Here is a 17,330-nt window from a genome sequence, read left to right on the forward strand (position 1 = left end):
TCGGATACGGGCCAGAGCGGCCGGCCCCCTTGGGACACCGTGGGACGGCCCACGCATTGACCTGCTGGGATGTCCGGCGTGCTGCGGCATCGCTGGGACGTGCGCCCTGGTGGGTCATGGACGAGGACAAGGGCGTGGAGCCTCGGCCTGGCCCTGGAGCCCGCGCGAGGTGTACTAACAGGGCATGGGGCGAGAGCCCTGGGGGGTTTCTGATACGTATTGGGGTGGGGCGTGTCACGTTGGAAGGAACTGCCGGACTCTCTGGACCAGAGAGTCCGGCAACTCGTCGTGCAGTTGCGGAGGTTGAAGGACCGCAGCGGGCTGAGCCTGGACGCGCTCGCGGTCCGGACCGGGCACAGCCGTTCGTCCTGGGACCGCTACCTCAACGGGAAGGCGCTGCCGCCGCGGCACGCGGTGGAGGAGCTGGCGCGGATCGCGGGGGCGGATCAGGTCCGGCTGCTGGTGCTGCACGAGGTGGCCGAGGAAGCGTGGCCGCAGCAGATCGCGCCGCCGTCCTCGTCGGCCGGTGCGGAGGACGAGGACGGTGGCGAGCAGGAGGCACGGGGCGAGGCGGCTGCCGGGCGTTCCGGCGCGGCCGAGGGCTCCGCGGTGTCGGCATCGGCGCCGGCGGATGGCTCTACGGCGTCTGCGTCGGAGTCGGCTCAGGGGCTCGGGGGCGGGCTCGGGGGCGGGGCCTTGACTGATGGCGCCAGGGCCTCCGAGGAGTGGCCCGAGGTGTCGGGGCCCCGCGTATCGAGGGCCGGAGCCTCGGGGGCTGGGCAGCCGTCGGGGGTGCGCAGGTCTGTCGCCCTCGCTGCCGTGGTGGCCGCCGCGCTCGTGGGGATGGTCGCCGGAATGCTGATCACCGCTCCCTGGGGCGACGACGACGGGGGCACCAAGGTACGGACCGCGCAGGCGGCCCCACTGCCGGGCAGCAGCACCACGGGTACCGGCACCGGTACCAGTAGCACCGGCAACAGCAACAGCACCTCCACCGAGGGGCTGGGCTGGTACGTCTTCAAGCCGGACAAGTCGTACTCCTGCAAGGTCCGCCGGGCCGAAGCGGCGGGCGGCGGGCTGTTCGCCGGATACAGCGTGACGCGCACCGCCGTCCTCGCCGGACCGGGCTGGGACGTGGTGGAGGCCCAGTGCCTGCTGGGCCATCACCGGCTGGACCCGGGGATCGTCGACGGGGTCTACGGACAGCAGACCATCGCGGCCGTGATGCGCCTTCAGAAGCAGGCCGGGCTGCCGGCGGACGGGGTCGTGGGCCCGCATACCTGGCAGGCGCTGCGTAAATGAGCGGCCCCGCACCGGAGTGCGTGGCCCTGGCCGAGGGGCTCCGCGACATGCGGGCGCGGACGGGCCTGAGTCTGGCGGCGCTGGCCGAGCGCACGCCGTACAGCAAGTCGTCCTGGGAGCGCTATCTCAACGGGAAGAAGCCGGTGCCCCGGCAGGCCGTCGAGGCGCTGTGCGCGATGGCGGGGGAGTCCTCCGGGCGGCTGCTCGCGCTGTGGGAGCTGGCGGACACCGAGTGGAGCGGGCGCGCCCGGCACACCGGCCTCCCCGCCCGGCCCCCGCACAAGCCACAGCCGCAGCCCCAGCCCACGCTTCCCCCCGCCCTCGTCCTCGTCCCCGCGGATGCGGTGGACACCACGGGCGTCCACGGGCGGGTCCGGCGCTACGGGCCGTTCATCACCGGTGTGGGCGTGGCCGTGGTGGCGATGCTGGCGGCGCTGTCCCTGCGGAGCCCCGGCGCCGGCGGAAGCCCGGCGAGCCTGGCGTCCCCCGCGCTGGATCCCGTCCCGGGCTGCCAGGGGACGGCGTGTGACGGGAAGGATCCCAACCCGATGGCCTGCGGGCTGCCCGGCCGGGTGGACTCGCTCGGTCCGCCGCACCGCACCAGCACCGGTGCGAGTGTGGAGCTCCGGTACAGCAAGGTGTGCGTCGCCGCGTGGGGCCGGATCTGGCATTCGAGGGTCGGGGACGTGATCGAGATCTCGGCCCCCGGCACCCGGTCGCGTCGAGTCGTCATCAGGAACACCGCGGATACGGGCGCCTACCGCTTCACACCGATGATCGGCGGCCCGAACCGGACCGGCCTACGGCTGTGCTTCACACCGGCGGGCACCACGGGCCGGGAGTGCTTCGACCCCTGACAGCGCGCTTCGCCCGGCCGTGGGCCCCGCCCCACGGGGCGCGGCTCCCGGTTGTACGTCCCCTCGGCGCGGGCTGTACGTCGGCGCGGCGCGGGCTGCGCCGGGGGGACGTACGCGCGGATCGTCGGTTGTCCGGTCTCACCCCGCCCAGACGACCGCCTGCACCTCCCCATAGGCGTGCAGCGCGTACGACCCCACATCGCGTCCCACCCCGCTCCGCTTGAACCCACCGAACGGCGCCTCCATGTTCCGGCCGACGGTGTTCACACCCACGCCGCCCGCCCGGAGTCGGCGCGCGACCCGGAAGGCGCGGGCCACGTCCGCCGACCAGACGTAGTCGATGAGGCCGTACTCGCTGTCGTTGGCCAGCGCGACGCCCTCCTCCTCGTCGTCGAAGGGGATGACGGTGACCACCGGCCCGAAGATCTCCTCCCGGGCCACCCGCATGTCGTTCGTGCAGTCGGCCAGCAGGGTCGGGGCGACATAGAACCCCCGGTCGTACGGCGGCCGTTCGCCTCCCGCGACCACCACCGCGCCTTCCTTCCGGCCCAGTTCGACGTACGCCTCGACCCGGTCCCGGTGCGCCCCCGAGATCACCGGCCCGACCACCGTGCCCTCGGCGCGCGGGTCACCCACCTTCAAGTGACCCGCGTACGCGGCGAGTTGCTCCACAAGCCGCCCGTACACGCCGCGCTGGGCCAGCACTCGCGTCGGTGCCGTGCAGATCTGGCCGCTGTAGAAGGAGAACGTGGTGCCGATGCCCGCGACCGCCGAGCGGATGTCCGCGTCGTCGAAGACGAGGGCCGCGCCCTTGCCGCCCAGTTCCATCAGCTGGCGTTTCATGCCACGGCCGCAGACCTCGGCGATCCGCTGCCCGACCGCCGTGGAGCCGGTGAAGCTGACCATGTCGACGTCCGGGGAGTCGACGACCGCCTCGCCGACGCCGACGCCCAGTCCACTGACCACGTTGACGGTCCCCGGGGGCGCGCCCGCCTCCTCCAGCGCCTCCGCCATCCTGTACACCGACAGCGGGTCCTGCGGAGCGGGCTTCACGACCACCGTGTTGCCCATCGCCAGGGCGGGCGCGATCTTGCCGGCCGGGTTGGCCCACGGGTTGTTGTACGAGGTGATGCAGGAGACGACACCCACCGGCTGGCGTATGGCCAGCGCACCCATCACCGCGGCCTTCCCGAACGGGCCCCCCTCGTTGACCTGCGGCTCGATCGCCCACTCGGCCGGTTCCAGCTTCGCGTACCGGCGGAAGCGGGCCGCGCCCACGCCCACCTGCATCCCGCGTGCCGTCCCCGTCGTGGCGCCGGTCTCCGCCTGGGCGAGGGCGGCGTACGGCACCAGGTGGCTCTGGATGATGTCCGCGGCGCGGGCCAGGACCGCGGCCCGTTCCTCCGGTGAGGTGCGCGACCAGGGTCCGAAGGCCTCTCGGGCCGCCGCCGCGGCGGCGTACGCCTGTTCCCGGGACGCCTCCGGTGCCCGCCCGACGACCTCCTCCGTCGCCGGGTCGGTCACCTCGTAGTGCCCGTCGGCCGGCTCCACCCACGAACCGCCGACGAACAGCCGCTGTCCGTCGCTCACTTGGTGCTCACCGTCGCCGTGTCCCGGCCCGAGCGAAGCACCCTGCCCGGTACCGCGCCCGTCACCGTGTCGTTCCGGATCGTCTCGACTCCGTTGACCCATACGGCTGTCACACCGATCGCCTTCGAGTCGAGACGCGGGCTGTCACCCGGCAGGTCGTGCACCAGGGTGGCCTTGTCGGCGGCGATCCGCTCCGGGTCGAAGAGGACCAGGTCGGCGTGGAAGCCCTCCTGGACACGTCCCCTCTCACGGAGGCCGAACAGCCGCGCCGGTTCGTCGGTCAGCATCTGCACCGCCCGCTCCAGCGGCACGAGTTTCCGGCCGCGCAGACAGTCGCCGAGGAAACGGGTCGTGTACGGGGCCCCGCACATCCGGTCCAGGTGCGCGCCGGCGTCGGAGCCGCCGAGCAGCACGTCCTCGTGGCGCCAGGTCTCGGCGCGCAGCGCCCAGGACGCCGGGTCGTTGTCGGTGGGCATGGGCCACAGCACCGTACGCAGTTCGTCGGCCACGCAGATCTCGACGAGGCAGCTGAAGGGGTCCAGGCCGCGTTCGGCGGCGATGTCCTCCACCACCCTGCCGGTCAGGCCCTCGTTCGCCGCGCTGTAGGTGTCCCCGATGACATACCGGCCGAAGTCCGTCAGCCGCCGGAAGACACCGGCCTCCTCGCTCTGTCCCCGGCGGACCAGTTCCGCCCGCACCTCCGGGTCGGCGAGCCGGGCGATCCGCTCGGCGACCGGCAGGCCGAGCACCGGTCCCCACCCGGGGATCAGGTTCAGCGCGCAGAAGGTGCCGAGGGACATGTTCATCGGCGTGAGGATGGGCATGGTGAGGGCCACGACCCGGCCACCCGCCTTGCGGGCGCGCTCACTTGCCTCCAGCTGGCGGGGTACGCGGGCCGGTACCGACGAGTCGATGGTGAGCACGTTCCAGTTCAGCGGGCGCCCCGCCGCCGCGCTCATCTCGACGAACAGGTCGATCTCGGCATCGCTGAACTGGTCGAGGCAGCCCGCGACGATCGCCTCGATCTGGGTGCCCTCGTGTTCGCCGACCGCCCGGGAGAGGGCGAGGAGTTCGGCGGGCAGCGCGTGCCGGGACGCGACCGGTCGGCCGTCGCCGTCGGAGTGCGAGGACGACTGCGTGGTGGAGAATCCCCAGGCTCCGGCGTCCATGGCCTCGTGCAACAGCCCCAGCATGTCGGCGAGTTGCTGTTCCGTCGGCTGTCCGCCCACCGCGTCCGGGCCCATGACGTACCGCCGGAGCGCGCAATGCCCCACCATGAAACCGGCGTTGACCGCGATCCGGCCCTCCAGCGCGTCCAGGTACTCCCCGAAGCCGCTCCAGGTCCAGGGCGCCCCCTCCTCCAGCGCGACCAGGGACATCCCCTCGACCTTGGACATCATCCGGCGCGTGTAGTCGGCGTCGTCCGGCCGGTCGGGGTTCAACGGGGCAAGGGTGAAGCCGCAGTTGCCGGCGGCGACCGTCGTGACCCCGTGGTTGAGGGACGGCGTGGCATAGGGGTCCCAGAAGAGCTGGGCGTCGTAGTGGGTGTGCGGGTCGACGAACCCGGGGGCGAGGACCAGCCCGGACGCGTCCTCGGTGGTCCGGGCCTCCTCGGTGATCCGGGACCCGATGGCCGCGATGCGGCCGTCCCGTATCCCCACATCGGCGACGTAGGCGGGCGCACCGGTCCCGTCGACGACGGTGACGCCCGCGATCAGATGGTCAAGCACGGCTGCACCTCTTCCCAACGGCCGCAGGGACGCGCCCCTCTTTTAGGGGCGCGGGGAACTGCGCGAACAACCACGACGGCCCCGCACCCGCCAACGAACCTCAAGCCGCCCCCCGGAACCGCGAGGTGCGATGCACAGGGTCGGTGTCGATCTTCGGAATCACATGCTCACCGACCAGCTGAATCGTCTGGAGCGTGTCCTCCCGAGAGATCCCGATAGGCATCCCGAAACTCAACTGGTCGGCCCCGGCCTGCTCCCACCGCTTGCACTGCGTCAGCACCTCGTCCGGGTCCCCGCAGATCAACAGCTCCTCGGCGATGAGCAGTTCGATGATCTCCTCGTTGAACTCGGGGAGCGTCTCCGGCCAGACAGGGAACCCCTCGGGACGGGGGAACGTGTCGTGGTAGCGGAAGAGCAGCGACTGAAGGTAGTGCAGTCCGCCGCCCGCCGCGATCCGTACCGCCTCCGCGTGCGTGGGCGCGCAGATCGCCGTCGACGTCACCATCACGTTGTCGTTGACGTAGTCCCCGACCGGCTCGGCGTCCACGATCGCCGTCTTGTACTGCTCCAGCACCCACTCCATGTCGGAGACCCGCTGCACGCTGAAGCCGAGAACCCCGAGTCCCTTGCGGGCGGCCATGGCGTACGAGGGCGGTGAGCCGGCGGCGTACCACATCGCGGGATGCGAGGGCCCGTACGGCTTGGGCAGGATCTTGCGCGGCGGCAGCGACCAGTGCTTGCCCTGGAAGCCGACGTACTCGTCCTGCATCCACATCTTCGGGAACTCGCCGATCGTCTCCTCCCACAGCTCCTTCGTGTGGTTCATGTCGGTGACGCCCTGCATGAAGCCGAGGATCTCGTGGGAGCCGGCGCCCCGGCCGGAGCCGAACTCGAAGCGGTTGCCGGTGAGATGGTCGAGCATGGCGACCTTCTCGGCCACCTTCACCGGGTGGTTGACCGGGGCGAGCGGGTTGAAGATGCCGGAGCCGAGGTGGATGCGCTCGGTGGCGTGGGCCAGGTAGCCGAGGTAGACGTCACTGGCCGAGATGTGCGAGTACTCCTCCAGGAAGTGGTGCTCGGACACCCAGGCGTACTTGAAGTTCGACTTGTCCGCCTGAATGACGTACTCGGTCTCCTCCATCAGCGCCTTGTGCTCCGCGAGCGGATCGGTCTCGGCCCGCTTGCCCACGTATCCCTGTACAAAGAGCCCGAATTCCAAGGAGGTTCACCGTCCCCAGTAACCGTTCCTGACGATCCTGACGTTTCTGACGCAGCGTCAGATTTGTTGAGTCGACTGTTCCACCGGCCCCTGGGACCGTCAATAGCTGACGGTCAGTCAGATGATGCGCTCTGACGGCGGTCCGGCCGGTCAGACGACGGCGACTCCGGCGAGCCAGCCCCCGTCGATCACGAACGGCTGCCCGGTGATGTACGAGGAGTCCTCCGAGGTGAGGAACAGCGCGAGCCGCGCCACCTCGTCGGGCCGCCCGATCCGCCCCAGCGGCACGAGCTTGCGGTACAGCCTGTCCAACCCCTGAGAGGCACCCTCGGCGTCGGCGTCCGGGTCGAGCACGGCCGGGTTGGACATCGCGGTGTCGATCGCGCCCGGACACATGGCGTTGACCCGGATCTTCCGGCGCGCCAGTTCCAGCGCGGCGACCCGGGTGAGCCCGACGATGGCGTGCTTGCTCGCCGCGTACGCCCCGACCGCCGCCATCCCGGTAAGCCCGGTGTACGAGGCGGTGTTGACGATCGTCCCGCCACCGGCCTCGGCGATGCGCGGCGCGACCGTCCTGATCCCGAGGAAGCAGCCGACCTGGTTGACCTGCACGACCTGCATGAACTCGTCGAGCGGCGTGTCGAGGAGGGTGTTGAAGCGGAGGATGCCGGCGTTGTTGACCAGCCCGTCGATCCGGCCGTACGCCTTCTCCGCGGCGGCGACGGCGGCCTGCCAGCCCGCCTCCTCACGTACGTCGAGGTGGACGTACAGGGCACCCAACTCCTTTGCCAGGGCCTCACCCTGGTCGTCGAGCACATCCGCCACGACCACCCGCGCACCCTCCGCCACGAAGAGCCGGGCCTCCTGCTCCCCCTGACCGCGTGCCGCGCCGGTGACCAGTACGACCCGTCCGTCGAGCTTGCCCATGCGGAACCCCTTCGCAGCGTTCACATCGGTGGAGGTCAGCATCGTACCGCCGGATCTGACGATGCGTCAGAGTCGGTGAGCGGGTGACCGGCGAGTGTGCTGCGTGTGCGAGAGCACACACCAAGTGACCGGCGAGTAGGGATATTTGACCCTGTCGCGGAACCACAGGTGATGCCAATGTTTCTCCACGAACAGGTAAAGCGGACACCAAGAGATTCAGAGGCGGCGTGACATGGCAAAGAGGCGTCTGAAGAACAAGAAGGTCCGACTCGTGGCGATCGGATCGGCACTCGCGACCGGTGGCGTGATCATCACTCTCCTGCCGTCGGCGAACGCGGCGGAGGAGAAGACACCCGAGCAGATCATGACTCTGTGCCAGCGGGCCGAGGTGCTCAACGGTAAACAGCAGGACATCTTCGACTTCGGCGGTCACCCGATCGCCGGCCCGAGTTTCGAGTCCGACAACTGCGATTTCGTCGAGACGAAGTTCGAGACCTTCGCCGGGCCCACCGAGAAGTCCTCCATCGATTTCCCGAACTGCGAACCGAACGCCACCGAACCGTCGAAGGTCTCCATCACCTGGTCGGCGAGCGCCTCTCAGGGACAGGGCAAGTACACCGTGACCCAGCAGGGCGGCGGCGGAGGTCTCTTCGGCGCCATCGGCGGGTCCTGGCTCAAGCACAAGGGCACCCTGGACCTGACCACGAAGGCGGCTTCGGCGGGCGACACCGAAGAGCGCGAGGTTCCTGTCGGCAAGGTGCTCCACATGGAGTTCACGCCGACGATGCAGCGGATGACCGGGGAATGGCGGGTGCGGATCGACGCCGACCCCGGGAGCTTCGCGGTGAACCCCTCCCCCGAGAAGAACTTCGTCGCACCCGATGTCGTCGAGGGTCCCGCCGTCCTGCCCGGCGCCGCAGGCGCCCCCGGTCTCATGGACGGCACCTCCAAGGCGGTCCTGGAGGACTGCTGACGCTCCTCCGCTCTCTCTTGAACACCCCGATCACCGCAGGTCAAAAGCCATATCCCTCCCAGGAGAACCCATGAGCCGCACCGGCCGCGCCAAGAGCCACCGGAGCAAGAAGAAGCGCATCACCCTCGCCCTGGCCCCGGTGGCGGCCCTCGCGGTGGCCGTCCCGCTGATGGCCCAGGCGGGCGCCGCCACGCCCTCCGAGGTGTCCGCGGACTGCGCGTCGAACTCGGACAGGCTCGACGACTGTGATTTCGTCCCCGTCCAGAACAAGCGGAACAGCCTCGGCCCCAACCAACGGGTCTCCGCGGTGACCGACAACTGCGGATCGACCGGCACCGCCTCGAAGACCTTCAAGGTGGCCACGTCCGTCAGCCGGTTCATCCAGCTGGAGGACGGCTTCGTCGCCGCGGCGGACTCGAAACTGGTGGGCTCGATCGTCGAGGTCGGCGTCAGTTTCAACACCTCGGAAATCAACATCACGACGGACGACAAGACCACCGGTCTGGAAATCAGCCGCACCGACACCGTGCAGGCGGACAGCATCGGTTTCTTCATGTGGTCGGCCAAGCGCACCGACGTGAGCGGATTCCTGCGTGCGACGTACAAGGAGGAGCAGGACGGCCAGAAGGTGTTCTTCGCACCGAGCGAGGGTGCCGCGACCGTCCACGTCTTCTATCCGCAGCTCCTGAAGAACGGAACTCCGGACGGCAGGCTGTGGCTGCGCAACGTCAAATGCGGAACTCCGGAGGCCAACGGAATCCAGAATTCGAGCAACAGCATCCGCACGGAGCCGGGATTCGAAGAGGGCGGCAGCAACGTCACGGACGTGGAAGTCCCGCTGTCGGAGATTCCGTCGTCGGATATCTCGACTCAGTAGCGGGATTCGAGACGGACGTCACCGGATGAGGCGGCACCGGTTGTTCTCATACTTGTCATGCTTCTCATATGCGAACAACCGGAGTCGCTCCCAGCCATCTCAGGACCGCGTCCGTACTCCCCCGGGCGTCGAGCTTGGCGTAGATGTTGCTGAGGTTGTTGCGGACGGTCTTCTCGCTCAGCGTCAACCGCAGCCCGATCTCCTGGGCACCCAGGCCGGTCGACAGCAGCTCCATGATCTGCCGTTCGCGCGGCGAGAGCAGACTCCGCAGCCGTTCCATCGCCGTCCCGGCGACGGACGCGCCCTTCGACCCCTCCTCGGAGACCCGCTGAGCCCCCTCCCGGAGGGCGGCGCACGCGACCGGCGAGAGATAGGTGTGCCCGACCGTGGCCGCCATGACCGCCGAGGCCAGCATGCAGGTGCAGTAGTCGCCCTCGACGAGATAGCCGGCCCCGCCCCGGAACACCTCCACCACGGTCTCCGTGTCCCGCCGGGGACTGACGACGATCACCGGAACGCTCACGGCGCCCATGGCCCTCAGCAGCGCCGGAAACTCGGTCGCCGGCTCCTCGCACCGCAGGACGACGACGTCCACCGCGCCCTGCTCCCCCAGCTCGCGGTAGGGCGGGTCCACGCGCGACGCCCGCCCCACGTGCGGGTCGTCGGGGTCCGGCCAGTCCTCGTGCGGCCACTCGCCCTCGGCACAGGCGAGGGCGACGGACAGCCTGGGTGAGGGGTGGTCGACGAGCCGGGAAGCGCGCACCGTGCATGTCCTTCCGCCGGAACGATGACGTCCGTACGTCCCTACGTACGCGCCCCAGCATGGACATGTTCAAAGGTTCAATGAGATCCAGGCAGGCCGCCGGACAGGTCGCCTTCCGGTCCGTTCTCCAGCAGTGGACCGACCTCTTCCCCGAACTGCCTTATCTGGTCGGTGAGTTCAGCGAGACTCCGGCTCCGGAACCGGACCTGGATCTGGTCCACCCCCATCGCGCCGTACGCCCGCAGCGACTCGGCGAGGGCCTCCGGCGCCCCGCTGATCGTCCGCCGCCCGACGTCCCACCCGGGCTCTCCGACGTACAGCGGCTCGGTGATGGCCCCGACGGTGAACGGCCCCTGGACGCCTGCCTCTTCGCGCAGCCGTCCGATCCGCGCGATCTGGTCCGGGAGGCGGTCACGCGGATCACCCTGCGGCAGCCAGCCGTCGCCCTTGAGCGCGGCCCGGCGTACGGCGGCGGGGGACGACCCGCCGACCCAGAGTGGTACGCGTTCCTGCGCGGGCCGTGGCCGCTGACCCAGCCCCTCGAAGTCGTACAACTTGCCGTGGTGCTCGGGGAACTCGTCCGGCCCGAGCGCGGCGCGCAACGCGTCGATCGTCTCGTCGAGCACGGCACCCCGGCGCTCGAAGTCGGCCCCCAGCGCCTCGAACTCCTCCTGTACGTGACCTGCTCCGACCCCGAGGATCAGGCGCCCGCCGGAGAGGTGGTCGAGGGTGGCGTACTGCTTGGCGGTGACGAGGGGGTGGCGCAGGCCCACGACGGCAACATGGCTGAGGAGTCGGACGTGTTCGGTGACGGCGGCGAGGTGGGCGAGGGTGGCGACGGGGTCGTACCAGACGGTGCTCATCGCGGGGGCGAGGCGGCGCGGGATGGCGACGTGGTCGCAGCTCGCGAGGTAGGCGAAGCCGGCGCGGTCGGCGGTGCGGGCGATGTCGAGGAGGTCGGCGGGGGTGGCCGAGGATTCCCAGGGTTCGGTGTAGAGGGTGGACTGGGACTGGATGGGGAGTTGCATGCCGTAGGTCATGGGCGCGTCCCTTTCCCTGGCTCGGATCTGACGGTCCGTCACTTCTGGCCGCGATGGACATCGTTGCGGCTGACGCACCGTCAGGCAAGGGGTCGCAGACCTTCGTTCCTCACCCTCCCCCTCCCTCTCCCCCGCTCCAACCCGCTGCCCGCTGCCCGCTGCCCGCTAGCGTCCCGTCAGCAAGAAGCGCATGTACTTGCCTGCCCCCAGCGTCCCCCGTGCCTCCCTCCGCACGTCGCCCAGCTCCGCCTCCACCCTCTTCCGTTCCGCCTCGGCGCCCGCCAACTGCTTCTGCCGGTGCAGGAGTTCCGCACGCTTGCGTTGGGTGTCCATCGCGCGCTGCTGGCGCCGGCCGGTGAGTCGGGCACGTTCGTCGGTGATCCGTTGCTGGAGGGCGGCCTTCTTCTGCAGGGCCTCGGCCTCGGCCTGCTTGATCTCCGACTTGTGGGTCCGTCGGAGCGCGGCGATGTCCGCCTTGATCTGGGCCTTGGCCGCAGGCGGCACCGTGGTCGGCGCGGACGCCCTGGCCCGGCGTTCCAGGCCCTGGCGCCAGTCACTGAGGGCCGTGGCCCGGGCCTCGCCGATGCCGGGCACCCGTATGCGCTGGCCACCGGGCCGCACCAGGTACACGACGGACGGGTTGTTCGAGAAGTCCACGCCGATGAAGTCGGCCGCGGACCGGATACCCGCGTCCTGGAGCGCCTGCACCATCTTGTTGCCCATGTTGCTGAGCGACCGCGCCTCCTGGATCGACGTCCCGCGCAGCTTGTCCTGGATGTGCGCCCTGATCGCGGGCTCCAGCGCCTTGTCGATCCGGCGCCGCTCCTGCGCCGCCAGCCCCGCCAGTTGCTGCTGGGCCTGGTCCGTACGCCGGTTCAGGTCCATGGTGATACGGGCCTGGCCGTCGCGCAGTTCGAGCTGGAGGGCCTGGATGCTCTGGTCGGAGGCCGTGTTGTCCTTGGCCAGGGCGTCGTCGAGGACACGGATCTCCCGCTCCAGGCGCTGATGGGCGCTCGCCGGGTCCGCGAGCTCGCGGGAGCGCCGCTTCAGCTCACGCACCCGCTTCCGTGCCGCCCGGTACTCGGGGCGCCGGCGCCGGCCGAACCCGACCATGGCGACGGAGGTGAGCAGGGCCGCGCCCTGTGCCGCGGGCAGGACGTCCACCGGCTGCCCCGCGGCGAGGACCAGCGCACCCGGCGCGGACGTGCTGAGCAGCGCGCCGAGGGCCGCGACCAGGTCACCGGCGCTGCGCCCGCCGAAGCCGGAGAGGCCGGAGAACCCGCCGAGTCCGCCGAGTCCGGCAGCCGGTTGCGGTGCCGGGCCCTGGGTGGTGGTGGCGGACGCGGCGGTGGACGCGGCCATGCGTCCCGCCATCCAGGCCGGCACCCCGGACGCGGACGCCCCGGACGCGGCCGGTGTCCAGGACGTGACCGTGTGCCGGCCGCCGCCGGGACCGCCTCCGCCCCCGTAGCTCACCCCGCCCGAACCAGCGCCCGCCCCCGTTCCCGCACCCGGTGCCGATACCGGTGCTGATGCCGATGCCGATGCCGTCCGTTGTGCCGGGAGTCCCACGGCGTCGGCGGTGAGGGGTGGTACGGCGGACGTCGGCCTGCCGAGGAAGCCCTTGACCCGGCCGGCGACGTCCCGTACCCGCTGGTCAGGGTGGCTCAGCAGGACCGGCCAGGCCAGTGAGGTCGCCGGTTCCTTGTAGTCCGCCTCGGAGAGGATCAGGAACTCGCCCTGTCTGTCGTGGAGTTGGGTCCACAGGCCGGGGTCCGTGGCGACGGCGAGCAGGGCCAGTTCGATGGTCCAGGCGGAGAAGCGGTCCATGGCGGGGCCGAAGTCGGCGGCCGTACGGGAGGGCGACTGGTAGTTGCGGTGGCCGTTCTCGGTGGCCTGCTCGCCGCGCAGGGCGGGGACGTACATGCCGTCGTAGTCGACGAGACGGAAGGTCGCGTCGGCGGCGACGAGGAGGTTGCCGTGCTGGAGGTCGCCGTGGGCGATGCCGTTCCTCTCCAGGTCGGCGGTCATGGCCAGGAACCGGTCGGCGAGCGTGTGCAGGGCGGCCGGGTCGTGGAGGTTGCGTTCTATCCAGTTGATGAGGCCGGTGCCCTGCACCCAGGTCATCTTGACCGCCGGGTACCACTCCCGGCCGACCAGGACGCCCTGTTCCAGGAAGTCGAACCCCACCGGCCACGGCTGGGACAGCCCGCCGGCGCCGAAGCCACCGCTTCCGCCGAGTCCGCCGAGTCCGCCGAGTCCGCCGAGTCCACCGAGTCCGCCGAGTCCACCGAGCGCCGTACTGATGGCGGAGTAGCGCTTGCCGAGCGTCGTGCTGTCCCGGGTGAAGCACTTCAGCGCGTACCGCTGCCCGTTCGTCGCCGTGACGGAGAAGACGCTGGCGAAGTTCCCGGAGATCGCCTTGGGGCCCAGTACCGGGCTCTGTTGAACCGTCCCGTGCTTCAGATCCGGGTCGCTGAAGCACAGTTCGGGGTGCTGGAGCGCCTCCGCGTAGTTCGCTCCCGTCGGAAACCTCCTGGCCGGTCCGGGACCTTGCCCGGAACCGGGCCCGGGAACGGGGCCGTGACCGGAGCCGGGGCCGGGACGACCGCCACGGGACACCGCCATCCACGCCTCCCCTCTCGCTGCCGTACGGAAGTACGCCACTCCTCGTGACGCCACACCCTCATGACGCCGACCGTCATACGGATATACGGATCGACGTCACACTCTCGCTCGGACGAGGGTCACATCGTCGTTGCGCATCCGGGCGCGCGCCCGCTGGTCGCCCACCCACTCGGCGAAGTCCTGCTGGTCGAAAGCCGCGAAGGCCGGGAGAGCCGGCGCCTGTTCGGGCTCGCCCGTCGCCTCCCGGGACAGCATCCAGGCCGCAAGCGCGTCGGTGGTGAGCAGGAGTTCGTCGCCGGGCAGCAGTTCCCCGTGCGCCACCCGCATCCGTTCCGCGACCAGCCGCACATCGTGATTCCGGCTGCCCAGCAGCTGGGGCGTGATCCCGAACTCCTCGACCGTACGCACCGGAAAGGAGTCGAGGAGGCGTCCGTCGCGCAGCTGGAACAGGCAGCTGTCGCCGAGGGCGAAGGAGTACCAGTACCAGCGGGTCGTGCCGTCCTCCAGGACGGTGGCCCGGATCTCGGCCCCCAGCACCGTGGCGAACGCCCCCTTTTCCAGGCCGGGTTGCTCGTACCAGGTGATGGGCCTGCCCTGCGTGGCGCGCTCGGCCTGGTAGCGGGCGAGGAAGGCGTCCCAGTGCAGTGCGGAGCGCTCCATCAAGTCCCTTACGAATGTACCGAGTTCCTCCCACCAGTCACCGGCCAGCCGCATGGACTCGACGGCGTCGGCGACGAGGAGCATGGCCCAGTCACGGGCGAGCAGGCTCTCCGAGGCTCCGTCGGACACGGCGGCGTACAGGGACGCGACGGCCCGGCCCGCACTGTCGACGCCCGCCTCGCCGGACTGCCAGCAGTACGCGGCGTCCTCGCACTCCCGCTCGCTGCTGCCCGACTTCTGTGTCCACAACCACTGTGCCCGCGGCAGCGCCGGGATGTCCCCCATGGTCAGCGCAGCTCCGTCGCACGGGTGCCGATGTCGAGGAACTCCACGATGGAGACGATGTCGGCGTTGTAGACGAAGCCCCGGGTCGTCCCGCTGACCCGGTGGCCCTGCGAGGCGGCGTACGAACGCATGTGGCCGGGCAGGACGCTGGACATCTGGAAGAGCAGCTTCGCGTAGGTGTCCGGTAGCGCTTCCTCGTTGTCCGGGAACGTGATGGGGGCGCCGCCGCTGCCGGAGACGTGCAGGTTGAAGAGGAGGACCGGGCCGTCCGCGGTGGCGTGCGAGGCCAGGCCGATGGCGGCGCTGGTCGGGTCGCCGTCGGTGGACTCCCCGTCGGTGAGGTTGAGGACGATGGGCGGGAAGCCACCGGGGTGCGTGTCGACCCAGTGCGCCACCAGGGTGTTCGCATAGCCGAGGGCCCGGGTCATGGGCGTACCGCCGTTGGTGACCGGGTCCATCCACACCGGGAACTGGACGGACGTCTCGACGAGACCGCCGGCGCCGTCCGGCACCTTCTTGGTACGACTCTCCACGCGCGCCGGGTTGTTGGCGACCTCGCCCAGCGGAACGAGGTCGCGGCCGGCGAGGGCACCCTGATAGGCGGAGCCGACGTGGTTGTGGCCGTAACCGATCACGGAGACGTGGAAGTAGTCGCGTACGCCCTCCTCCTTGGCGCACTTGACCGACAGTTCCGTCAGCAGCCGGTTGATGGCGTTGGACACCACCTCGGCCCGCGGCTGGGTCGTCTCACCGTTCTGCATGGGGTCGCTCATGGAGGCGGACTGGTCCACCAGGAAGATGAAGCAACCCGGGTTGGTCCGGCTGATCTCTGCGGTGTACGGCAACGGACGTCCCCCGATTTTCCCTGCACGGTCGCTGTGCAGCAGCAGTGCGGTGGCCGGGGGACAGTCGCGTTCGGGCAGCGCTTCTTCACCATCCGACCACTTGGCCCCCCAAGGGAATTCACGGTACCGGATGACCAGCGGCGCCATGGCTTCTACGCCAGTTTCACCAGCTATGCCGTACCGCCGGGATGCCACAGCCCGTCCGGCGTCAGGCCCAGCAGCTCGATCGCGTTGCCCCGTACGATCCGCTCCACGACCTCCGGGTCCAGATGCCCCATCTGGGCCTCGCCGACCTCGCGCGAACCGGGCCAGGTGGAGTCGGAGTGGGGGTAGTCGGTCTCGTAGAGGACGTTGCCCACACCGATCGCGTCGAGGTTGCGCAGCCCGAAGGCGTCGTCGAAGAAGCAGCCGTAGACGTGCTCGGCGAACAGCTCGGAGGGCGGCCGGTGGACCTTGTCGGCGACTCCGCCCCAGCCCCGGTTCTCCTCCCAGACCACGTCCGCGCGCTCCAGGATGTACGGGATCCAGCCGATCTGGCCCTCCGCGTACATGATCTTGAGCTGCGGGAAGCGTTCGAACTTGCCGCTCATCAGCCAGTCGACCATCGAGAAGCAGCAGTTGGCGAAGGTGATGGTGGAGCCGACGGCGGGCGGGGCGTCGGCGGAGGTGGACGGCATCCGGCTGCTGGAGCCGATGTGCATCGCGATGACGGTGCCCGTCTCGGCGCAGGCGGCGAGGAACGGGTCCCAGTCGTCGCCGTGGATCGAGGGCAGACCGAGGTGCGGGGGGATCTCGGAGAAGGCGACCGCGCGAACGCCGCGGGCCGCGTTGCGCCGGACCTCGGCCGCCGCCAACTCCGCGTCCCAGAGCGGGATCAGAGTGAGCGGGATGAGACGGCCCTGCGCGGCCGGGCCGCACCACTCGTCCACCATCCAGTCGTTGTATGCGCGTACGCCGAGCAGTCCGAGTTCGCGGTCCTCGGCCTCGGTGAAGGTCTGGCCGCAGAAGCGCGGGAAGGTCGGGAAACAGACGGCGGACTGGACGTGGTTGATGTCCATGTCGGCCAGTCGCTGCGGGACGTCGTAGGAACCCGGGCGCATCTGCTCGTAGGTGATGACCTCCAGCTTGATCTCGTCCCGGTCGTAGCCGACGGCGGTGTCGAGGCGGGTGAGGGGGCGGTGCAGGTTCTCGTAGACCCACCAGTCGCCGATCGGGCCGTCGTCGCCGGGTTCACCCATGACGGGCTTGAACCGGCCGCCGAGGAAGGACATCGACTTCAGCGGCGCCCGGACTATGCGCGGGCCGATGTCCCGGTACTTCTTCGGCAGCCGGTCCTGCCAGACGCCCGGCGGCTCCACCGTGTGGTCGTCCACCGAGATGATCTTCGGGAAGGTGTCGGTCGTCTCCGCACCCTCCGCCGCGCTCTCCACAGTCGTCTCCATAGAGGGCACGGTAGCGCCGATCTGACGAACCGTCAGCTACGCGACCGCACGTCCCTTTCGGCCACCTCGCCGCCCCCTTTCCGTGCGACCCCGCGCGAACAGCGGGTGAGAAGCGTGCGATACCGCGCACCCGGCCTGTGATCGGCGTCTCCAGAGCTGACGCACATGCCGTGGACAAGGCAAACTGCTGTT

The 17,330-nt window shown here is 70.1% G+C and carries 14 protein-coding genes; 4 read left to right on the forward strand and 10 right to left on the reverse strand.

Features of this window, described 5'->3' with window-relative positions; translation table 11 throughout:
* The first annotated feature begins 231 nt into the window (after window positions 1-231).
* Together OG595_RS17525 and OG595_RS17530 are read left to right on the forward strand one after the other, a co-directional pair.
* Entirely contained in the window at window positions 232-1,302 is a 1,071-nt protein-coding gene (locus OG595_RS17525; RefSeq protein ID WP_329273160.1) for a helix-turn-helix domain-containing protein, read from the forward strand.
* Window positions 1,299-2,159, forward strand: coding sequence for a helix-turn-helix domain-containing protein (locus tag OG595_RS17530; RefSeq protein WP_329273162.1), 861 nt, complete (start codon window positions 1,299-1,301; stop codon window positions 2,157-2,159). The genes OG595_RS17525 and OG595_RS17530 overlap by 4 nt, the downstream gene beginning before the upstream one ends.
* A gap of 138 nt (window positions 2,160-2,297) precedes the next feature.
* Here the strand turns inward: OG595_RS17530 and OG595_RS17535 are convergent, their stop codons facing one another.
* From OG595_RS17535 to OG595_RS17550, 4 genes are all read right to left on the reverse strand, one after another.
* Window positions 2,298-3,749: an aldehyde dehydrogenase family protein gene (locus tag OG595_RS17535; protein WP_329273164.1), complete on the reverse strand. Its 1,452-nt coding sequence runs from the start codon at window positions 3,747-3,749 to the stop codon at window positions 2,298-2,300.
* Window positions 3,746-5,479, reverse strand: a complete 1,734-nt coding sequence (locus tag OG595_RS17540; RefSeq protein WP_329273166.1) for an N-acyl-D-amino-acid deacylase family protein — start codon at window positions 5,477-5,479, stop codon at window positions 3,746-3,748. The genes OG595_RS17535 and OG595_RS17540 overlap by 4 nt, the downstream gene beginning before the upstream one ends.
* Before the next feature lie 100 nt (window positions 5,480-5,579).
* Window positions 5,580-6,698, reverse strand: a complete 1,119-nt coding sequence (locus OG595_RS17545) for an LLM class flavin-dependent oxidoreductase (protein WP_329273168.1) — start codon at window positions 6,696-6,698, stop codon at window positions 5,580-5,582.
* 150 nt (window positions 6,699-6,848) lie between these two features.
* Window positions 6,849-7,625: an SDR family NAD(P)-dependent oxidoreductase gene (locus OG595_RS17550; RefSeq protein WP_329273170.1), complete on the reverse strand. Its 777-nt coding sequence runs from the start codon at window positions 7,623-7,625 to the stop codon at window positions 6,849-6,851.
* Between the two features lie 232 nt (window positions 7,626-7,857).
* On the opposite strand from OG595_RS17550, the gene OG595_RS17555 reads away from it, so the two are divergent.
* Together OG595_RS17555 and OG595_RS17560 are read left to right on the forward strand one after the other, a co-directional pair.
* Entirely contained in the window at window positions 7,858-8,598 is a 741-nt protein-coding gene (locus tag OG595_RS17555) for a hypothetical protein (RefSeq protein ID WP_329273172.1), read from the forward strand.
* A gap of 70 nt (window positions 8,599-8,668) precedes the next feature.
* The gene (locus OG595_RS17560) at window positions 8,669-9,475 is read left to right on the forward strand and encodes a hypothetical protein (RefSeq protein WP_329273174.1); all 807 of its coding nucleotides are present in this window, start codon (window positions 8,669-8,671) and stop codon (window positions 9,473-9,475) included.
* Between the two features lie 64 nt (window positions 9,476-9,539).
* Here the strand turns inward: OG595_RS17560 and OG595_RS17565 are convergent, their stop codons facing one another.
* The 6 genes from OG595_RS17565 to OG595_RS17590 all read right to left on the reverse strand — a co-directional run bounded on the left by OG595_RS17565 (window position 9,540) and on the right by OG595_RS17590 (window position 17,138).
* A complete protein-coding gene (locus OG595_RS17565; RefSeq protein WP_329273176.1) occupies window positions 9,540-10,238 on the reverse strand; it encodes a helix-turn-helix transcriptional regulator in 699 nt (232 codons plus the stop codon).
* Between the two features lie 77 nt (window positions 10,239-10,315).
* On the reverse strand, window positions 10,316-11,278 hold the full coding sequence (locus OG595_RS17570) for an LLM class F420-dependent oxidoreductase (RefSeq protein WP_329273178.1): 963 nt from the start codon (window positions 11,276-11,278) through the stop codon (window positions 10,316-10,318).
* 165 nt (window positions 11,279-11,443) lie between these two features.
* Complete coding sequence (locus OG595_RS17575; RefSeq protein ID WP_329273180.1) at window positions 11,444-13,906, reverse strand: hypothetical protein; 2,463 nt, start codon at window positions 13,904-13,906, stop codon at window positions 11,444-11,446.
* A gap of 96 nt (window positions 13,907-14,002) precedes the next feature.
* Window positions 14,003-14,851, reverse strand: a complete 849-nt coding sequence (locus OG595_RS17580) for a hypothetical protein (protein WP_329273183.1) — start codon at window positions 14,849-14,851, stop codon at window positions 14,003-14,005.
* A gap of 2 nt (window positions 14,852-14,853) precedes the next feature.
* Window positions 14,854-15,696, reverse strand: coding sequence for a vWA domain-containing protein (locus tag OG595_RS17585; protein ID WP_329273186.1), 843 nt, complete (start codon window positions 15,694-15,696; stop codon window positions 14,854-14,856).
* A 170-nt stretch (window positions 15,697-15,866) separates the two neighbouring features.
* Complete coding sequence (locus tag OG595_RS17590; protein ID WP_329273189.1) at window positions 15,867-17,138, reverse strand: amidohydrolase family protein; 1,272 nt, start codon at window positions 17,136-17,138, stop codon at window positions 15,867-15,869.
* Window positions 17,139-17,330 lie beyond the last annotated feature (192 nt).

The organism is Streptomyces sp. NBC_01451, assembly GCF_036227485.1.
Lineage (GTDB): Bacteria > Actinomycetota > Actinomycetes > Streptomycetales > Streptomycetaceae > Streptomyces.

Bases quoted from the DNA above. Each gene is read 5' to 3' on its own strand.
- OG595_RS17555 (WP_329273172.1), top strand. From the start codon at position 7,858: ATGGCAAAGAGGCGTCTGAAGAACAAGAAGGTCCGACTCGTGGCGATC.
- OG595_RS17580 (WP_329273183.1), bottom strand. From the start codon at position 14,851: ATGGGGGACATCCCGGCGCTGCCGCGGGCACAGTGGTTGTGGACACAG.
- OG595_RS17530 (WP_329273162.1), top strand. From the start codon at position 1,299: ATGAGCGGCCCCGCACCGGAGTGCGTGGCCCTGGCCGAGGGGCTCCGC.
- OG595_RS17550 (WP_329273170.1), bottom strand. From the start codon at position 7,625: ATGGGCAAGCTCGACGGACGGGTCGTACTGGTCACCGGCGCGGCACGC.
- OG595_RS17570 (WP_329273178.1), bottom strand. From the start codon at position 11,278: ATGACCTACGGCATGCAACTCCCCATCCAGTCCCAGTCCACCCTCTAC.
- OG595_RS17575 (WP_329273180.1), bottom strand. From the start codon at position 13,906: ATGGCGGTGTCCCGTGGCGGTCGTCCCGGCCCCGGCTCCGGTCACGGC.
- OG595_RS17590 (WP_329273189.1), bottom strand. From the start codon at position 17,138: ATGGAGACGACTGTGGAGAGCGCGGCGGAGGGTGCGGAGACGACCGAC.
- OG595_RS17560 (WP_329273174.1), top strand. From the start codon at position 8,669: ATGAGCCGCACCGGCCGCGCCAAGAGCCACCGGAGCAAGAAGAAGCGC.